12 protein-coding genes are annotated in these 15,033 nt (G+C 73.0%); 2 read left to right on the plus strand and 10 right to left on the minus strand.

Features of this window, described 5'->3' with window-relative positions; all coding sequences use genetic code 11:
* Nucleotides 1-23: 23 nt before the first annotated feature.
* The 8 genes from ACQEU6_RS21790 to metG all read right to left on the minus strand — a co-directional run bounded on the left by ACQEU6_RS21790 (nucleotide 24) and on the right by metG (nucleotide 7,585).
* A complete protein-coding gene (locus ACQEU6_RS21790) occupies nucleotides 24-458 on the minus strand; it encodes a hypothetical protein (protein ID WP_499334440.1) in 435 nt (144 codons plus the stop codon).
* A gap of 87 nt (nucleotides 459-545) precedes the next feature.
* Nucleotides 546-773 carry a hypothetical protein gene (locus tag ACQEU6_RS21795; RefSeq protein WP_499334442.1) on the minus strand — a complete coding sequence of 76 codons (228 nt, stop codon included), beginning with the start codon at nucleotides 771-773 and terminating at the stop codon, nucleotides 546-548.
* A 128-nt stretch (nucleotides 774-901) separates the two neighbouring features.
* Nucleotides 902-1,831, minus strand: a complete 930-nt coding sequence (locus tag ACQEU6_RS21800; protein WP_499334443.1) for a 4-(cytidine 5'-diphospho)-2-C-methyl-D-erythritol kinase — start codon at nucleotides 1,829-1,831, stop codon at nucleotides 902-904.
* A 21-nt stretch (nucleotides 1,832-1,852) separates the two neighbouring features.
* Entirely contained in the window at nucleotides 1,853-3,031 is a 1,179-nt protein-coding gene (locus ACQEU6_RS21805) for a glycoside hydrolase family 26 protein (protein WP_499334444.1), read from the minus strand.
* A complete protein-coding gene (gene rsmA / locus ACQEU6_RS21810) occupies nucleotides 3,028-3,933 on the minus strand; it encodes a 16S rRNA (adenine(1518)-N(6)/adenine(1519)-N(6))-dimethyltransferase RsmA (protein ID WP_499334446.1) in 906 nt (301 codons plus the stop codon). The genes ACQEU6_RS21805 and rsmA overlap by 4 nt, the downstream gene beginning before the upstream one ends.
* 57 nt (nucleotides 3,934-3,990) lie before the next feature.
* Nucleotides 3,991-4,815, minus strand: a complete 825-nt coding sequence (locus ACQEU6_RS21815) for a resuscitation-promoting factor (RefSeq protein WP_499334448.1) — start codon at nucleotides 4,813-4,815, stop codon at nucleotides 3,991-3,993.
* A gap of 155 nt (nucleotides 4,816-4,970) precedes the next feature.
* Nucleotides 4,971-5,792: a TatD family hydrolase gene (locus tag ACQEU6_RS21820; RefSeq protein ID WP_499334450.1), complete on the minus strand. Its 822-nt coding sequence runs from the start codon at nucleotides 5,790-5,792 to the stop codon at nucleotides 4,971-4,973.
* On the minus strand, nucleotides 5,789-7,585 hold the full coding sequence (gene metG, locus ACQEU6_RS21825) for a methionine--tRNA ligase (protein WP_499334452.1): 1,797 nt from the start codon (nucleotides 7,583-7,585) through the stop codon (nucleotides 5,789-5,791). Before metG ends, ACQEU6_RS21820 begins: the two co-directional genes overlap by 4 nt.
* Before the next feature lie 93 nt (nucleotides 7,586-7,678).
* Between metG and ACQEU6_RS21830 the strand changes: the two genes are divergently transcribed.
* Complete coding sequence (locus ACQEU6_RS21830; RefSeq protein WP_499334454.1) at nucleotides 7,679-9,295, plus strand: ArnT family glycosyltransferase; 1,617 nt, start codon at nucleotides 7,679-7,681, stop codon at nucleotides 9,293-9,295.
* A 144-nt stretch (nucleotides 9,296-9,439) separates the two neighbouring features.
* On the opposite strand, the gene ACQEU6_RS21835 is transcribed toward ACQEU6_RS21830, so the two are convergent.
* A complete protein-coding gene (locus ACQEU6_RS21835) occupies nucleotides 9,440-11,287 on the minus strand; it encodes a hypothetical protein (RefSeq protein WP_499334455.1) in 1,848 nt (615 codons plus the stop codon).
* Between the two features lie 103 nt (nucleotides 11,288-11,390).
* Nucleotides 11,391-12,797 carry a glycosyltransferase family 2 protein gene (locus ACQEU6_RS21840; protein ID WP_499334457.1) on the minus strand — a complete coding sequence of 469 codons (1,407 nt, stop codon included), beginning with the start codon at nucleotides 12,795-12,797 and terminating at the stop codon, nucleotides 11,391-11,393.
* A gap of 780 nt (nucleotides 12,798-13,577) precedes the next feature.
* Between ACQEU6_RS21840 and ACQEU6_RS21845 the strand changes: the two genes are divergently transcribed.
* Nucleotides 13,578-15,026, plus strand: coding sequence for a hypothetical protein (locus ACQEU6_RS21845; protein WP_499334458.1), 1,449 nt, complete (start codon nucleotides 13,578-13,580; stop codon nucleotides 15,024-15,026).
* The last annotated feature ends 7 nt before the right edge of the window (nucleotides 15,027-15,033 follow it).

A 15,033-nucleotide genomic window follows, 5' to 3' on the forward strand; every position in this document is an offset into this window, starting at 1 on the left:
ACGGCGGCGCCCTGCCCGGACGATCAGTTCGGCGGCGGCGGGCCGCCCTCGGATCCTGGCTGACCGGGCTGACCGTACTGACCCGGCTGACCGTACTGACCGGGCTGGCCGTATTGGCCCGGCTGTCCGTACTGACCGGGCTGGCCGTATTGGCCGGGCTGGCCGTATTGGCCGGGCTGGCCGTACTGGCCGAGCTGGCCGTACTGGCCCGGCTGGCCGTACTGGCCCGGCTGGCCGTACTGGCCGGGCTGACCATACTGCTCCGGCTGGCCGTACTGGCCCGGTTGGCCGTACTGGCCCGGTTGGCCGGGCTGCGGCGGGTAGGGGGCGCCGGGCGGCCTGTACGCCGTGCCCTGGCCCCCGGACTTCGACGACTTCGCGGCGAGAACGACCACCAGGGCCACGACGCCCGCGACGACGAGCAGGAAAAGGATCACCAGGAGCAGCAGGATCGTCATGCCGTGGTCCGTTTCGCTCATGTCCGCCGATCTCGGAAGGGGCGAACCGGTGGGTCGGGACGGCCGCGTCCCGGCCGCGCGGCGAGCCTACTGCCCGCCCGCCTCGCCCGGCACCACGGAGCCGGGCGCCACGGGGCCCGGCACGGCGGGGCCCGGGGCGGCCGGGCCCGGCAGGGCGGCGCCGGCCGCGGCGGCGGCGACGACCTTGTCAGGGGCGTTGCGGCGGAGGTCCCGGTCGCGCCGCACCGCCAGCAGGATGAGCGTCGCCATCACGGCGATCGCCACGAGGCCCAGCATCCCGGACAGATACGTCATCGCTCCACCTCGCCGGTCGGGTCAGTCCCGGAGGAACCGGTGTCACGCATAGAAGACGCGCTCCGCTACCCCGGGGTTCGCTTGTGTGACGATGGCAGCTACCGGGACAGGACGATCCCACCGCCGCGTCAGACGAGTGTGGCCCCGGGGACCGGTCCGTGCGCCCGGACGATCTGCTCCGCGACGCCCGCGGAGTGCAGCGCGTCCGCGAGACCCGCGGCGTCCTCGTCGGTCTCGGCGAGGAACGCGCAGGTGGGGCCGGAGCCGGAGACGAGCGCCCCGATCGCGCCGAACTCGCGGCCGGTGTCGAGCGTGCGGCGCAGCGACGGGCGCAGCGAGAGCGCGGCGGGCTCCAGGTCGTTGGACAGCGCGGCGCCGAGGGCCTTGGCGTCCCCCGTGGCGAGCGCGGTCATCAGCGCCTCGGACACGGCCGGCCAGGCGGCCGCCTCCCCCGCCTCCAGGCGGAGCCGGTCGCACTCGCCGTAGACGGCGGGCGTGGACAGGCCGCCGTCGGCGGTGGCGAACACCCAGTGGAAGGTGCCGCGGGCGAGGGCGGGGGTGAGCCGCTCGCCGCGCCCGACGCCGACGGCCGTCCCGCCGAGGACGGCGAACGGGACGTCGCTGCCGAGGTCCCCGCCGAGTTCCATCAGGTCGTCGCGGGTGAGGACGGGCTCCTCCCGGTCGTCCCAGAGCCGGGCGCAGGCGACGAGCGCGGCGGCGGCGTCGGCGCTGCCGCCCGCCATGCCGCCCGCGACCGGGATCGCCTTGCGGATCGAGAGCCGCACGGCCGTCTCGACGCCGAGGCGCGCGGCGACGAGCCGGGCCGCCCGGGCGGCGAGGTTGTCCTCGCCGGTGGGGACGCCGCCGATCGCGACGCGCGCGTGCGGGGCTGCGCGGACCTCCACCGCGAGCCGCTCGGCGGGCTCGGCCGTCACCTCGTCGAACAGGGACACGGCGTGGAACACGTTGACGAGGTCGTGGTAACCGTCGTCGCGGATCGGCCCGACGCCCAACTGGAGGTTCACCTTGGCGGGGACCCGCACCGTCACTGCGCTCACTCGCGAAACCCTACGGGACCCTCAGCCGCCGCTTGTGACGGGGAGGTTGCGGGGGTTGAAGTACGGGGTCGTGGCGAGCTCGCGCAGCGCCGAGGTCGCGTGCCTGTCGCCGGTCACCGAGTAGGAGCGGCGCTTGTCGCGGGCGTTGGCCGCCTGCTCGTCGGAGTCGAAGTACACGACGGCCTTGACCTGCGGGTCCTGGAGGGTCGTGGCGGCCTCGCGGAGCCACTCGGCGCGGCGCGGGCCGTAGGACTTCGGCACCCCGAACTCGGCGATCATGATGGGCTTGTGCCGCCCCCGCGCCCACTCCGTGAACAGCTTCAGCGCCTCCGACAGGTCGCGGTAGTCGTAGTCGGCCCCGGGCTGGGCGTCGGCGCAGATCCAGTCGACCTGGTCGTCGCCCGGGTAGTACGAGCCCGCGTTCGCGCCGCTGAAGCCGCGGGCGGTGGGGCACCACACCCAGGCGACGTTGTCGACGTTCTCCCGCTTGAAGATCTCCCGCAGGTGCTTCCACGCGGCGACGAAGTCGGCCGCCGAGTGGACGCGCTTCTGGCCGGACGACTTGTCCATGTCCCGCGACCAGCGCAGGAACACGGGCTGGCCGAGGGCCTTCACCGCGCGGGCGCGCTTGGCGATCATTTCGTCGTGCTCACCCTGGACGATCTCGCGGGTGTCGCCGCCGTCCCAGGTCAGCAGCAGGTAGCGGTTCCCGTCCGCGACGGACTTCTCCAGCCCGCCGGGGAATTCGCTCTTCCAGCCGCGGTAGCTCTGCACGATGTCGAGCCGGCGGCCGAGCTTCTGCTCGAAGCCCACCACGGACGCCATGCCGGGCTTGCCCGCCTCCTTCCCGGAGGGCGACTCGGACGGCGAGCCGGACGGCGAGCCCGAGTCCGATGGCGAGTCCGAGTCCGATGGCGAGTCCGACGGCGACGCCGAGGCGGACGGGGACGGCGGCCCGCCCTCCGACGGGACCCACGCCCCGAAGTAGGCCCCCTGGGCCGGCGGGACCGGCGCCACGCCCGCCCGGGCCGTCGTGGTGATCTTGGGGGCCGCGCCGGCGCCGCCCCCGCACCCCGCCGCGACCGTGGCGATCACTCCCGCCATCGCGAGCAGCGCCGTCCCCACGATCGGCACCCGGGTCCGCGCCGCCCGCGAACGCGCCTTCACATCGACCTCCGGCTCGTACTGATGCTGGCTCATCCCCCGTGGGAGGCCCTGGTCTCGGGGTATCGATCGCGATCACCCCGGCGAGAAGGACCATACTCGGCAATCCGGGCAAATGCGGTCACGTCCAGCGCTTCGCCCCGGGTCCGCGGGTCCACGCCCGCGGCGCGCAGCGCCTCCTCGGCGGCGGCCGCCGACCCGGCCCAGCCCGCGAGCGCCGCGCGCAGCGTCTTGCGGCGCTGCGCGAACGCGGCGTCGACCACGGCGAACACCTCGCGCCGGGACGCCCCGGTCGGCGGCGGGTCGCGGCGGGTGAACGCCACGAGCCCGGAGTCGACGTTCGGCGCGGGCCAGAACACCGCGCGCCCGACGGGCCCGGCCCGCCGGGCGTCCCCGTACCAGGCGAGCTTCACCGACGGCACCCCGTAGATCTTGGAGCCGGGCGCGGCGACCATCCGGTCGGCGACCTCGGCCTGCACCATCACCAGCGCGGACCGCAGCGACGGCAGCGTGGCCAGCAGGTGCAGCACGACGGGGACGGCGACGTTGTAGGGCAGGTTCGCCACGAGCGCCGTCGGCGCCGGCCCCGGCACCTCCGTGATCCTCATCGCGTCGGCGCGCACGACCTCCAGGCGCCCCGCGAGGTCCGGCTCGCGGGCGGCGGCGGTGGCCGGCAGCTCGGCGGCGAGCACCGGGTCGATCTCCACGGCGACGACCCGCCGGGCCCGCGGCAGCAGCGCCAGCGTGAGCGACCCCAGCCCGGGACCCACCTCGATGACGACGTCATCGGGGTCCAGTTCGGCGGCCCGGACGATCCGCCGGACGGTGTTGGCGTCGATGACGAAGTTCTGCCCGAGCGTCTTGGTCGGCCTGATGCCGAGCCGCCCGGCCAGCTCCCGCACGTCCGCCGGCCCGAGCAGGCCCCTGGTGTCCCCCATGCGTCAAGTCTCTCCTGTCATCGCGCGGGCCCGTCCCCCCGGCCCCGCGGGCGCCGGTCAGGAGAACAGGAACTTCCCGCAGTTGGGCCACTGCCCCTGCCACCGGCCGTTCACCCGCTTGTAGAGCAGCTGGGCCCGGAAGGTCTGCTCGGCCGAGCCGGCGTCCGACGGCCTGCCCGAGCCGCCGACCGACGCCCACGACGCCAGGGAGAACTGGTAGAGACCGTAGTACCCGGCCGAGTTCACGGCCTTCGGGTTGTTGTGCGACTCGCAGTTGGCGAGGCCGTGCCAGTTCAGCCGCGTCACCGAGCCGGAGTTCGCCGCCTTCGGCCCCACCGCGATGATCTGCGCGACGGGCTTGCGCTTCACCTTCCGCGCGAGGACCTTCGTGACCTTGCGGCCCTTGCGGCGGACGTAGGCCACCTTGAGGAGCGTGACGCCGGGACGGCCCTTGCGCAGCTCCTTCTCGCTCCACGGCGGGACGGACGAGCTCTTCTTGCGGACGGTCGGCGCGGACGTCTTCACGACCTTGGTCACCGGCTCCGACAGCAACCGCACGATCTTGATGACGTCCCCGGCGGGCTTGTCGGCGGCGGGCTCGACCAGGTCGTGCGGGCCGAGCGCGATCTTCGCCTGCTCCAGCACCTGGCCGACGGTCGTGCCGGTCGTCATGGCCTCGGTCTTCTTCGCGTCGACCACGATGACGACCTTGCGCGGCGCGGGGGCGCTGGTGCGCGGCGCGTCCGCGACGGCGCCGTTCTTCGGGGCCGCCGATCCGCCGTCGCCGCCGCACGCCGAGGCGAGCAGCGCGGCCGCCAGCAGGACGGCGAGGGGCGCGGTCGCGCGGGGCGCGCGGGCGCACGGCGCGGATGGGGAAGGCACGGGGGATTCCTCCAGGGAGCCGGGCTCGGGGGACGCCCGTCCAACGGCCAGAGATTAGAGCCCCCCGCCCGTCTCCGCCACCGCAACACCACTACTCGCCCCATTTGCCCGATATGCACGCAACGGGGTCCGCGCCGCGGGCCGGCCCGCGCGGATCACCAGGGGCCGAAGGCGCGCTCCCCGTTCGCGGCGATCGCGGCGCACAGCTCCGCCAGGTCCACGCCCTTGACCTCCGCCATCGCCCGGACGGTGTGCGGGATCAGGTACGAGGCGTTCGGCTTGCCGCGGTGCGGGATCGGCGTCAGGAACGGCGCGTCGGTCTCCACGAGCAGCAGGTCGAGCGGCGCCGCGCGCAGCGCGTCCCGCAGGGGCTCGGCGTTCTTGAACGTGACGTTCCCGGCGAAGCTCATCAGGTAGCCGCGCTCGGCGCAGACCCGCGCCATGGCGGCGTCGCCCGAGTAGCAGTGGAACACCACCGTGCCGGGCGCGCCCTCCTCCTCCAGGATCGCCAGCACGTCGTCGTGCGCCTCCCGGTCGTGGACGACCAGGGCCTTGCCGGTGGTCTTGGCGATGTCGACGTGGGCGCGGAAGGAGCGGTGCTGGTCCTCCTTCGGCGCCCAGTCGCGGTAGTAGTCCAGGCCCGTCTCGCCGATCGCGCGGACCTTCGGGTGCGCGGCCAGCCGGGCGACGTCGGCCAGGACGGCGTCGCTGATGCCCGTCGTCTCGTTCGGGTGGATCGCGACCGCGGCGTACACGTCGTCGAACCCGCCGGCGGCCTCCACCGCGAACCGGGAGGACGGCAGGTCGCAGCCGATCGTGACGATCCGCGCGATGCCCGCCGCCCTCGCCGCCCTCAGCTGCTCGTCCACCGGCGTCTCGACGATGTCGAGATGGCAGTGGCTGTCGAAGACGTCGACGGGCAGGCGCTCGGGCAGCGGGGGGTAGGAACGGGACGCCTGCCCGTCCTCCTCCGTCACGCCTTCTTCTCCAGCCGGGCGAGCTCCTCGTCCACCACGGACGTCTCCAGCTTCTTGAACAGGGGCACCGGCTTGGCCAGCGGGACGCCCGGCTTGATCGGCACGGACTCCCAGCGGGCCTCGGTCTCGTAGTCGCCGGTGAGGACGCGGTAGTCGGGGCCGCCCTCCTCCGACACCGTCTCCAGCCGGGGCATGCCGCTCCACACGCCCTGCCCGCCCAGCATCTCGTAGACCTTCTGCGAGGAGTTCGGCAGGAACGGCGTCAGCAGCGTCTTGGCGTCGTCCACGACCTGCAGCGCGGTGTGCAGGATCGACTTGACGCGCTCGGGGTCGTCCTTCAGCTTCCAGGGCGCCTGGTCCGACAGGTACTTGTTGGCGTCGCGGACGACGTCCAGCGCCTCGGTGATCGAGTTCTTGAACCGCGACCGCCCCAGCTCGGCGCCCACCGCCCCGAACGCGGCGCGGCTGCGCTCCAGCAGCGCCCGGTCGGCGTCGGTGAGGTCGCCCGCCTCGGGGACCGCGCCGAAGTTCTTCGCCGCCATGTTCACCGAGCGGTTCACGAGGTTGCCCCACGCCGCCACCAGCTCGTCGTTGTTGCGGCGGACGAACTCGGACCACGTGAAGTCGGTGTCCTGGTTCTCGGGGCCGGCGACCGCGACGTAGTAGCGCAGCGCGTCCACGTCGTAGCGCTCCAGGAAGTCCTTCACGTAGATGACCACCTGGCGGGACGAGGAGAACTTGCGGCCCTCCATCGTCAGGAACTCCGACGAGACGACCTCCGTCGGGACGTTCAGCGCGCCCAGGGACCCGGGCGTGCCGCCCTTGTCGCCCTGGCCGCCGTAGCCGAGCAGCATCGCCGGCCAGATCTCGGCGTGGAAGACGATGTTGTCCTTGCCCATGAAGTAGTAGGACAGGGCCTCCGGGTCCTGCCACCAGGCGCGCCACGCCTCGGGGTCGCCGGAGCGCCGCGCCCACTCCACCGACGCGGAGAAGTAGCCGACGACGGCGTCGAACCACACGTAGAGCTTCTTGGCCGGGTTGTCGCGCCAGCCGTCCAGCGGGATGGGCACGCCCCAGTCGAGGTCGCGGCTGATCGCCCGCGGCTGCATGTCGTCCAGCAGGTTCAGCGCGAACTTGAGCACGTTCGGCCGCCATTGGCCCTGCTTGCCGCGCAGGTACCGGCCGAGGACCTCGGTGAACGCGGGCAGGTCGAGCATGAAGTGCTCGGTCTCGGTGAACTTCGGCGTCTCGCCGTTGATCCGCGACACCGGGTTGATCAGATCGATCGGGTCGAGCTGGTTGCCGCAGTTGTCGCACTGGTCGCCGCGCGCCCCGTCGTACCCGCAGATGGGGCAGGTGCCCTCGATGTAGCGGTCCGGGAGGGTCCGGCCGGTGGACGGCGAGATCGCGCCCATCGTCTTGGTCGGGAAGATGTAGCCGTTGTCGTACAGGCCCTTGAAGACCTCCTGCACGACCGCGTAGTGGTTCAGCGTCGTGGTCCGCGTGAACAGGTCGTAGGACATCCCGAGGCCGTGCAGGTCCTCGGCGATCACGGAGCTGTAGCGGTCGGCCAGCTCGCGGGCCGTCACGCCCTCGTGGTCGGCCTGCACCTGGATGGGGGTGCCGTGCTCGTCGGTGCCGCTGACCATCAGGACCTTGCTGCCCGCCATCCGCTGGTAGCGGCTGAACATGTCGGCGGGCAGCGCGAAACCGGAGACGTGCCCGATGTGACGGGGCCCGTTGGCGTACGGCCATGCGGGCGCGGTCAAGATATGACGGCTTGACGAGGACATGGAATCAAGGGTAGTCGCGTCACGGGGGCCGCGGCACGCGAGTAACCTGGCTCGGCGTCACAGCACGGACCAGCGGAGGCGGGAACCCAAGGCATGGCCCAGACCACGTCCGACCAGGCGGTCGCCCGGGAAGCCGGCGACGCGGGGCCGGAGACGCCCTCCCCGACCTCCCGCCTGCTGGGCCGAGTGCGGCGGATCCGGCGGGTGGTGTGGCTGTCGCTGCTGGTCGCGGCGTCCGCGGTGCTGGCCCAATGGGTGACCATGACACCGCCGCTGTACTTCGACCCGTACTACGTCTGGCTCGCCGCCCGCGACTGGCCGCACATCCCGCTCACCCAGTGGCCGTTCGACGAGGTCCCCCACCAGGTCACCCGGATCGGGCTGGTGCTCCCGGCGCGGCTCGTCCAGGAGGTCCTCGGGGACGGCCAGGCCGCCTACTTCACCGTCGCCGCCCTCGGCGGCGCCGCCTTCTTCGTCGGGACGTACCTGGTCGTCCGGTCCCTGTTCGGGGACGTGGCGGGCCTGGCGTCCGCGGCGGTCATGCTGGTCCACCCGTTCTTCACCATGACCAACCCGTTCGGCCACGAGATCACCTGGTCGACCGGGGTGATGCTGCCGGACATGCCGGGCGCCGGGCTGTTCACCCTCGGGATGGCGGGGCTCGTCGTCGCGAGCCGCAGGACCGGCCGTGCGCAGACGCGGATGCTGCTGGCCGCCGGGGTGCTCCTCGGCGCGTCGTTCCTCGTCCGGGAGTTCCTGGCCTTCCTCTTCCTCGCCATCCCCGCCTACCTGGCGCTGCTGCGGATCCCGTGGCGCCGCAACGTCACGGTCGGCGCGCCGATGCTGGCGATCCTGCTGCTCAACCTCCTCCACAACCAGCTGGTGTGGGGCAGCCCGCTCGCCGGGCTCATGTCGGCGGCCGAGCACGGCGGCCAGTCCCGCGACTACGTCACCCGCTCGCTCGCCGCGCGGTCGTTCCTGCGCGCGATGCACGAGTGGAACCCGCTCGGCCTCGTCTTCACCGCGGCGCTGGCCCTCACGATCGCCGGCTGGGCGCTCACCCGCGACCGGCGGCTCGCGCTGGTCCTGGTGTGGTTCTTCACGCTGGCGGTGCCGCTGACGCTGTTCTCCGGCGTCCTCGACCCGAACGACATCTCGCTGCGCGCCTGGCTCCAGCGGTACTGGTTCGCGGTGCTGCCCGCGCTGCTCGCCGGCGGCTCCGGCTCGCTGATCCTGATGTTCCGGATGCTGCCGTCCGGCCTGGTGTCGCGGCTGCGGCTGCGGACGGTCGTGGCGCCCGTCCTGGCGGTCGCGCTCGGCGCGACGTACGCGGTGGCGGCCGTCCGCGCCGTCCCGGAACTGCCGCGCGACAAGGCGTGGAGCGAGCTGCGCGGCTACCTCGGCGGCCACCGCGACATCACGCTGATCTGCGCCGACCGGCGGCTCGCGCAGACCCTCACCTTCTACACGCGCGACGTGTGGGGCCGCCCGGTCTGGCGCGGCGAGATCCGCGACTTCCCCCACTACCTGCCGGTCCCCCGCAACGCGACGGAGGGGCCGATGCTCTACACCCGCTGGCGCGGCATGGAGTCGCAGATCGGCGGCGGCTGGCGCCCCGACCCCGCCCAGGGCTGGACGCTCATGTGGCGCTCATCGGACGGGGTGCTCCAGCTCTGGAATCCCCCCGCCGGAGCAGCCGGGAGCCAGTAGGGCCTGTTTCGAAGTGGCTTCGGCCATGCGCGCGAACGCGTGGGCTGCCTGGTGGAGCGAAGCCGGAGGCGAGCGGAACCGGGCAGATCGCGAAGCGATGCCGCGTTCACCCAGGCCCGGTCACGTAGCGAGCCGCAAGGCGAGCTACGTGGGCCGGGACTTCGAAACACGGGCCCAGGCGACCCAGTCGCCCTCGGCGGTGCGGCGGCTGGCGACGACGCGCCAGCCGGGCGGGGCGCCCTTCGGCCACGACGCGGCGGGAGGAGCGTTCTTCGGCCAGGCCAGGACGACCATGTCGGCGTCCTGCGGTGGAGCGGTCCAGCGCGCGTCGAACACGCTGCCGTCGCTCCACCAGGCCCAGTAGTACTGGGAGAGCCGGATCGTCCACCAGATGTTCCAGTCGACGGCGATGGACCGCTGCCTCGTCAGGTCCACGGTGCCCCGCAGGTCGGTGTAGGCCGTTTCGGCGCGCACCAGCGGCTGCGCGATGCGTTCGGTCGCGGTGACGCACATGGCGAGCGCGACGGCGGCCAGCAGGCCCGCCAGCAGCAGCGGGCCGTTCGAGCGGCGCGGCCGCGGCAGGACGGCCGCCGCCGACAGCGCGAGCAGCAGCAGCCCGGCCGACGTGGCGCGCCAGAGGTGGAACGCCGTCCAGTCCCAGGTCAGGAGCGACGTCTCCGGGAAGTCGTAGGCCGTGTAGGTGTACCGGGTGAGCAGATCGCCCGCGTACCACTGGACGACGCACGCCGCGACGACCGTCAGCACGGCCGCCGCGCCCGCCGCCCAGAGCAGCGTCCGCCGCGAGGCGCGCGTCAGGACGGCGACGCCCACCGCGAACAGCGCCGGGGTGACGCTGGCCAGGTAGCGGCCGTACACGTAGTTGCCGATGCGGTACTCGACCGGCAGGGCCGCCGACGTGGCGAACGCGATGCCCGCCACGAGCGCGGCGACGGCGAGCGCCAGGGCCCGCACCGGCCCCGGGGTCGCGCGGCGGACGGCGAGGAACCCGACGGCGACGAGGCCGAGCGCCGCCACGCCGCCGGTAGCGACGGACTGGTACCAGACCTGGCCGGTGCCGAGCGAGAGCATCCAGCCCCACCCGTCCGGCGTGGTGAGGCGCTTCACGACGTTGCCGCCGAGGTCGTTGTCGCCCTGCGGGTACATGTGCGGCAGCAGCGACCGGTTCAGCAGCATCCCCGCGGCCGTCGCGGCGGCGAGGGCGAGCGTGGCGGCGGACACGGCGCGCCAGGACCGCCACCGGAGCACCAGCGCGGCGCCGAGCAGAGCGGCGTGCACGATCAGCAGGATCGCGCCGCGGGTGTGGCAGGCGTAGGCGTAGGCGACCAGCAGCGACGCGCCCGTCCCGGCCAGCGTCAGCCGGACGGACGAGCGGCGCCCGGCCGGGGGCGGGGCGGTCAGCCAGGTGTGCGCCAGGAGCAGCCAGCCGACCACGAGCACCGGCAGGATCGCGTCGGTCAGCACGAACCCGGAGTAGAACAGCACGCCCGGCAGCAGCGCCGTGACGTGCGCGAAGACGTACGACCAGCGCCGCCGCACCGCCAGCCGGCGCAGCAGCAGGTAGGCCAGCGGCAGCATCGCCGCGCTGACCAGCGCGTTGATCGCCAGGGCGGCCCGGTACACCCCGACCGGGCCCTCGCCGACCCAGAAGGCCGGCGTCAGCAGCAGCGGGTAGCCGCCGCGGTACACCGTCCCGAACGACATGTCGGCGTCGGGCCCGCCGGTCAGGACGCGGGCGGCGAACAGGTACCCGGACTCGTCCGGCGTCGCCACCGGCACCGTCTGGCCCGAGGCGAGCCAGAGGCGCACGGCGACCTGCGCGACCCAGCCGAGCGCGAACAGCCAGGCCCAGCGGCGGCGGTCGGCGCGCGGCGGTCCGGCGGCCGGGCCCGCCGGGAAGGCCGGCGGGCGGGCGGCGGCGCCTCCGGTCGGCGTGTCCGGGCGAGCGGCGCCCTGCGGAGTGTGCGTGTTCACCGGCGCGCGTCGCGCCGGGCGCGGGCTGCCGGGGGAAGAGGATCCATCGACGGTCAAGCCTGTCACAGTGCGGGCGGGGCGCCTGAGCCCGGCCCGGAGACGCTCAGCGACCGTCCTCGTCGCCGTCCTCGGACGCGGACGCGCCCGCCTTGGAGGCGGGGACCTTCTCGCGCCCGGCCGCGGTCGCGCCGGACTCCACGTCGGCCTTCACTCCGGCCTTCGCATCGGTCCCGATGTCGGTCTCGATGTCGGTCTCGGCCGCCTTCGCGGCGCGCTCGGCCTTCTCGGCCTCGTCCCTGGCGACCTTCTGCGCGGCGGCGTCGACGACGCCCGCGGCCTCCTCGGTCGGGTCCGTGAGCGGCGGGTGCTGGCGGCGGCGGATGCCGAGGATGCTGACGAACAGCGAGGCGAAGATGGCCTGGAAGCTCATCACCAGGGCGGTCGCGGCCGGGACGACGATGCGCAGGGAGTGCCGCGGGTCCAGCTCACCGAAGCTGTTCACCCGCCAGTGCAGCAGGGACGCGACGAGGCCGCCGAGGCCGGCGACCGCGAGCAGCCCGCCGAGCAGCAGGCCGCGCTCCAGGCTCCACCAGTCGATGACCTTCTGCACCCGGCGGTCGTGCGGGAGGAAGCCCTCCTGCATCGCGTAGACCTTCGTCAGCAGCGCGAACAGCACCGCCTGGAAGCCGATCACCAGCGCGGCGGAGGCGCCGACCAGCGTGTCGACGTCGAAGGCGATCTCCCCGACCGTCACCGGGCCGGTCGACAGCGCGATCCCGGCGACCAGGCCGAGCATCATGAAGACCAGGCCGGGGATGAGGAAGAGCCAGCGGGGGCTGTAGAGCATGAGGAAGCGCAGGTGGCGCCAGCCGTCGCGCCAGGTGTTGAGGTGCGGGGCGCGGGTCCGGCCGTCCGGCGACAGCGTGGTCGGCACCTCGCGGATGTCGTAGCCCTGCAGGGTGGCCTTGACGACCATCTCGCTGGCGAACTCCATGCCGCCGGTCTGGAGGCCGAGCCGCAGGATCGCGTCCTTGTCGAAGGCGCGCAGCCCGCAGTGGAAGTCGCCGATCTTGCTGCCGAAGAACAGCCGGCCGACGAAGCTGAGCACCGGGTTGCCGAGGTAGCGGTGCAGCGGCGGCATGGCGCCCTCGGCGATGCCGCCCTTGAACCGGTTGCCCATGACCAGGTCGGCGCCGTCGCGCAGCTCGTCCAGGAACGGGCCGAGGGTGGCGAAGTCGTAGGAGTCGTCGGCGTCGCCCATCGCGACGTACCGGCCGCGCGCGGACCGGATCCCGCCCATCAGGGCGTTGCCGTAGCCCTTGTCGACCACCGGCACGACGCGGGCGCCCGCGTCACGGGCCAGCTGCTGGCTGCCGTCGGTGCTGCCGTTGTCGGCGATGACCACCTCGCCGTCGATGCCGCTGTCCTCGAAGAAACCGATGGTCTTGCGGACGCAGGTCTCGACCGTCTCGGCCTCGTTCAGACATGGCATCACTACGGAGAGTTCCACGCGATCTCCTTCATTACCCCTGGTGGCGTCGTTACCCTTGGTGACCCTGTTACACCTGCTGACCGTCTGCGGCGTTTTCCACTAATCTCTGTTGTTCCGCGTGTTGTTCATCGGGACGGCCCGTCGGCGTTCATGATGCCCGCCGAGGGCGGGGCATGATGGCCGCTCTCGTCAAGAGCACCCGTATCGTGTTGCCCACTTGCAACCGGAAAACCCTATCCGGCACCGTCGCGGGCGGCATGTTAGGACGTCAAGCATACGGGCACGGCGGCCCGGAAAGGGTGGGCTGCTGTGACGCGCGCCGCACGACGCAGTGCCGTGAACGAACGTAGTGCCCTGGGCCGACGCAATGCCACCGGACCGGCGGCAGGACATCGAAGGGAAGGTGCGGCAGTGGCGGGGGAAACGCCGCGGGGCACCGCGCTCGACGGCTCGGCGCAGGGCGCGACCGCCCTCGCGACGGCGGCCGCGTCCGCCGCGGCGCCGGCCGCACCGGACGCCCGGGGAGACACGCCCGGGGACGCCGCGACCGTCCCGGATTCGGCCAAGTCTTCTTCAGGCACCGGCAACGCCGGGCTCGATTCCGGTACAAACAGCCCGAAATCCGGCATAACGGTCGCGGATGGCCGTGAGGCCATTAAGGACGGGCCGGAAACCGGAACGGCAACGCGTCCGGAATCGGCGGACACGCCGGACGACACGCCCGGAGAGAGTGCGGAGCCGGGCCGCGGGCGCGGACGCGGACTGTGGACGCTGGCGCGCCGCAACCCGGTCTTCAGTGTGATCATTGCCATAGCGGCGCTGCTCCGCCTGGTGGCGATGCTCGGCTACCAGCCGGTGATGTTCTTCAACGACAGCTTCGACTACCTGAACGTCGCGATGGACCCGTACCCGCACCCGCTGCGGCCCGACGGGTACTCGTTCCTGCTGCTCGTCCTCAGGCCGTTCCACAGCTTCGCGCTCGTCGCCGGGCTCCAGCACCTCATGGGCCTGGCCATGGGCGTGATGATCTACGCGCTGCTGCGGCGCCGGTTCGGGCTGCCCGGCTGGGGCGCCGCGCTCGCGGCGGCGCCGGTCCTGCTGGACGCCTACCAGCTCCAGCTCGAACACCTGGTGCTGTCGGACACGACGTTCACCTTCCTGGTGATGTGCGCGGTCACGCTGCTGCTGTGGCGCGACCAGCCGTCCTGGAAGATCGCCGCGGGGGTCGGGCTGATCGTCGGGATGGCGTGGCTGACCCGCTCGGTCGGGATGCCGGTGCTCCTCGGCGTGCTGGCGTACATGCTGGTCCGCCGCAGCGGCTGGCGGCTCATGGCCGTGACGCTGGTCGCCTGCCTGCTGCCGGTGCTGGGCTACATGGGCTGGTACAAGGCCGAGAGCGACAAGTTCGCGATCACCGAGAGCAACGGGATCTTCCTCTACGCCCGGGTCTACAAGTTCGCGGACTGCCACCGGATGGACGACCTGCCGGTCAGCGAGTACCCGCTGTGCACCGAGCCCGCGAACCGGCTGCCGAACTCGCAGGACGGCATCTGGAACGCGCGCTCCCCCCTCAACCGCTACACCGGCACGCGGTTCAGCCCCGAGAACAACAAGCTCGGCAACGACTTCGCCAAGCGGGCGATCACCGCCCAGCCGCTCGACTACGCGCGTGTCGTCGCGCACGACTTCTTCCGCGTCTTCCAGTGGAAGCGCACGGTGTTCCCCGACCCGGCGACGTACTCGCAGTACGAGTTCGAGAACAAGAGCAGGCCGCTGCCCGACTGGCACATGCCCGGCGGCGGGACGGCCGCCCAGGACGCGCGCGGCTACGAGCACGGCAACGCCCGCACGCAGGTCGTCGAGCCGTTCGCCGGGGCCGCCCGCGGCTACCAGGACGTCTTCTACCTGCGCGGCACCATGGTCGGCGGCATCCTGCTCCTCGGCCTGGCCGGGCTCGTCCCGCTGTGGCGCCGGTTCGGCGGCGAGGCCCTGCTGCCCTGGACGCTCGCCACCGGGCTGCTGCTCGCGCCCGCGGCCACCGCCGAGTTCGACTACCGGTACGTGCTGCCCGCCGTCCCGCTCGCGGCGCTCGCCGCCGGGCTGGCGTTCAGGCCCGAGGCCCGCGCGACGGCCGCCGGCTGGACGCGCCGCCTCACCGGCCGCGGCAAGGGCGGGGCGACCCCGCCGGCCGAGCCGGCCGAGCCGGTGACGCAGGACGCCCCTGGGGCCACCCGCGTCACCGCCTGACCCTCCC

This window comes from Spirillospora sp. CA-108201 (assembly GCF_050936235.1).
Lineage (GTDB): Bacteria > Actinomycetota > Actinomycetes > Streptosporangiales > Streptosporangiaceae > Spirillospora.

Excerpts from the sequence above, each read along its gene's own strand:
- ACQEU6_RS21790 (WP_499334440.1), bottom strand. The coding sequence starts at position 458 with ATGACGATCCTGCTGCTCCTGGTGATCCTTTTCCTGCTCGTCGTCGCG.
- ACQEU6_RS21795 (WP_499334442.1), bottom strand. The coding sequence starts at position 773 with ATGACGTATCTGTCCGGGATGCTGGGCCTCGTGGCGATCGCCGTGATG.
- ACQEU6_RS21805 (WP_499334444.1), bottom strand. The coding sequence starts at position 3,031 with ATGAGCCAGCATCAGTACGAGCCGGAGGTCGATGTGAAGGCGCGTTCG.
- rsmA (WP_499334446.1), bottom strand. The coding sequence starts at position 3,933 with ATGGGGGACACCAGGGGCCTGCTCGGGCCGGCGGACGTGCGGGAGCTG.
- metG (WP_499334452.1), bottom strand. The coding sequence starts at position 7,585 with ATGTCCTCGTCAAGCCGTCATATCTTGACCGCGCCCGCATGGCCGTAC.
- ACQEU6_RS21830 (WP_499334454.1), top strand. The coding sequence starts at position 7,679 with ATGGCCCAGACCACGTCCGACCAGGCGGTCGCCCGGGAAGCCGGCGAC.